Annotated in this window: 4 protein-coding genes and 1 pseudogene; all 5 read right to left on the bottom strand. The window is 45.5% G+C overall.

Annotated elements, in window-relative coordinates:
- Positions 1-2 precede the first annotated feature (2 nt).
- Complete coding sequence (locus tag ACFQ88_RS39515) at positions 3-251, bottom strand: hypothetical protein (RefSeq protein ID WP_080467411.1); 249 nt, start codon at positions 249-251, stop codon at positions 3-5.
- Positions 252-310: 59 nt separating this feature from the next.
- A complete protein-coding gene (locus ACFQ88_RS39510) occupies positions 311-1,369 on the bottom strand; it encodes a hypothetical protein (RefSeq protein ID WP_376642743.1) in 1,059 nt (352 codons plus the stop codon).
- 16 nt (positions 1,370-1,385) lie between these two features.
- Positions 1,386-1,514, bottom strand: a complete 129-nt coding sequence (locus ACFQ88_RS39505) for a hypothetical protein (RefSeq protein ID WP_284675467.1) — start codon at positions 1,512-1,514, stop codon at positions 1,386-1,388.
- Between the two features lie 13 nt (positions 1,515-1,527).
- On the bottom strand, positions 1,528-1,671 hold the full coding sequence (locus ACFQ88_RS39500) for a hypothetical protein (protein WP_158649812.1): 144 nt from the start codon (positions 1,669-1,671) through the stop codon (positions 1,528-1,530).
- A gap of 13 nt (positions 1,672-1,684) precedes the next feature.
- Positions 1,685-2,046, bottom strand: a pseudogene (locus tag ACFQ88_RS39495) (ATP-binding protein); the annotation flags it as partial.

Raw genomic sequence — 2,046 nt, 5'->3', positions numbered from 1 at the left:
CCCTACACCCTTGCCGAGAATAGGAATACGACAAGGAACACAATGCCGAACCCCAGCAAGATTTGTTTTGATGTAATAGGGTCTTGCTTTACGTCATGCTCTTTTGCTGTGTCCTCATCATCGACAAGAGACATTTGATCTTCAGCTTCGGGAACTGTAGACGTTCGGGTACTCATAAACCCCATGTTTGGATATAAGTCTGCGGCATGGTAGAACATTTCACCTAGACCCATTTGTGATGGTGCGTTCATATAAATCCTCCTTCGTAGTAGTCAAATAAGAAAAGGAGGGAAAAGCCCTCCCGCGTGTATTAATGCAAGCGTGAAAGCTTTTCAGCAACGATTTTCACGCGCCCGCCTTTTTGAGTATTGAAGCGAATCCAAAACTCTGTAAGACGTTCGGTGTCAATATAGTCACGAGAGCCGCCGAGGTTTGGCAAGCCTTGGTTAGAGAAGTCAAACACATAAACCCCATCCGGTAAGACATAACCCAAGTCCGAATGATTTCGGGCTGCAAGTGCTGACGGCTTAATGCTGTAAGGGATGTCGGCTTGGTTAAATACCAATTCCAAGTTGCCCGCAAAGTCGCTGTCCTTCAGCGGGTTGCCTGACTCATCCGTAAAGTAAAACATGAGTTTACGGTAGATCGTCCCTGTCTGAAGCTTCACGATATTTTGACCGTTCCCGGTGAACTGTTCGCCTTTTTCGTTTACAAGCTTCAGGACAGAAATATCCGGCATAGCTTGTGGTACAGAAGGGACGGAGAACGTTTCAATTGTCGGCGTGATTTTCAATTGCTTCAGTGTAACGGTGTCTCCAGTAGCCAACTGATACGCGTCTTGCGCGCGTGCTGTATCAATCTGAAGGGAAACGGTTGTCTCCTCGTTTTGTAGCAAGATAAGACCGACCGGGTCACGTTGGTTTAAAGTTAATGGCAGCGCGACTTGGAATTTAATACGCGCGTCTTTACCTGACGTGCTCGCGGCTGTTTCAATGTAAGATAACGCCCGCGGACTTGATGCAGGTAATAGAACGTCTGGATTCAATCGGTTTAAGCTGTATAGGTGAAGGGCTTCGCCTGACACAACAAAAGGACGGAATCCACTGTTTAATTCCAGTGCAATATTTCTGATAATCTGGTATGGTGAAAATGGTTTAGTTGGAATTGCCGCGTTCTGCGATTTGAGAGAGACAGTCGCGTCAAATTCAACTAAAATTTGTGATAGCAGGCGTACTTTCGGTAGGTTGAATGATACCGTTTGTGCGTCCTCTGTCACTGTCTGTGTACCCATCATCTGCCATGTTTGGCGGGTAGCCTGCGAGAATAGTTGAGCCTTTGCCTGTGCTGATAGTTGCTGTTGAGTTGCCATAAATTAAAATTCCTCCTTAGACTTCTGCCGCGATTGTAGATACAACCGGGATATGATATTTTGCTGAAGCTTTCTTAATAATCCACATGAAAACCATCGTGATAAATACAGTAATGAACGTATGAACTAACCATTTAACCTTCATGCTTTTTTCCTCCTTATACTGCGTTTACTAATTGCGTCACACCGTTAACCGGATGCTTCGTGACAATAACCTTTGTTACGACAATGACCATCATTGTGAATAGCGCAATGACAATCATGTTCTTCAGCCCGACACCTGCAAATTTTCGTGTCTCCAAGTCATCACCTCCTTTAAAGCTTCAATTTTGCTAGTACCGGGTTTTGCATACCCACTTTCCAATACCAAAAATTGTGCCCGCCGGGTTGCTCCATAAATTGCGGCATCCCTGTTGCTTTCACAATCTTTTTACGGTCATCCGGGTTTTGCATGGTGAAAATGAAATAGTGTGAACTGTTGGCCATAGCAATGACCGGAATGTCTGTTGGGCGCTGGGTACAAGCCCAAACGACTGCTTCTTTCGAACGCCCGCGCGTGTATAAGGCTTTCAATTCTTTCGGGTAGTTATGGGCGCTTGGCGCGACTTCCATTAATTCGTCTATCCATAGAATCGTATTTTCACGCTTGTACACCCAGCTCATGAGCGCGTTGTAAT

It is taken from the genome of Paenibacillus sp. NPDC056579 (assembly GCF_042793215.1).
Lineage (GTDB): Bacteria > Bacillota > Bacilli > Paenibacillales > NBRC-103111 > Paenibacillus_S.
The sequence above is the reverse complement of the archived record's forward strand: the minus strand, read 5'-3'. Positions and strand labels throughout refer to the sequence as shown.

Excerpts from the sequence above, each read along its gene's own strand:
- ACFQ88_RS39505 (WP_284675467.1), bottom strand. The coding sequence starts at position 1,514 with ATGAAGGTTAAATGGTTAGTTCATACGTTCATTACTGTATTTATCACG.
- ACFQ88_RS39515 (WP_080467411.1), bottom strand. The coding sequence starts at position 251 with ATGAACGCACCATCACAAATGGGTCTAGGTGAAATGTTCTACCATGCC.
- ACFQ88_RS39510 (WP_376642743.1), bottom strand. The coding sequence starts at position 1,369 with ATGGCAACTCAACAGCAACTATCAGCACAGGCAAAGGCTCAACTATTC.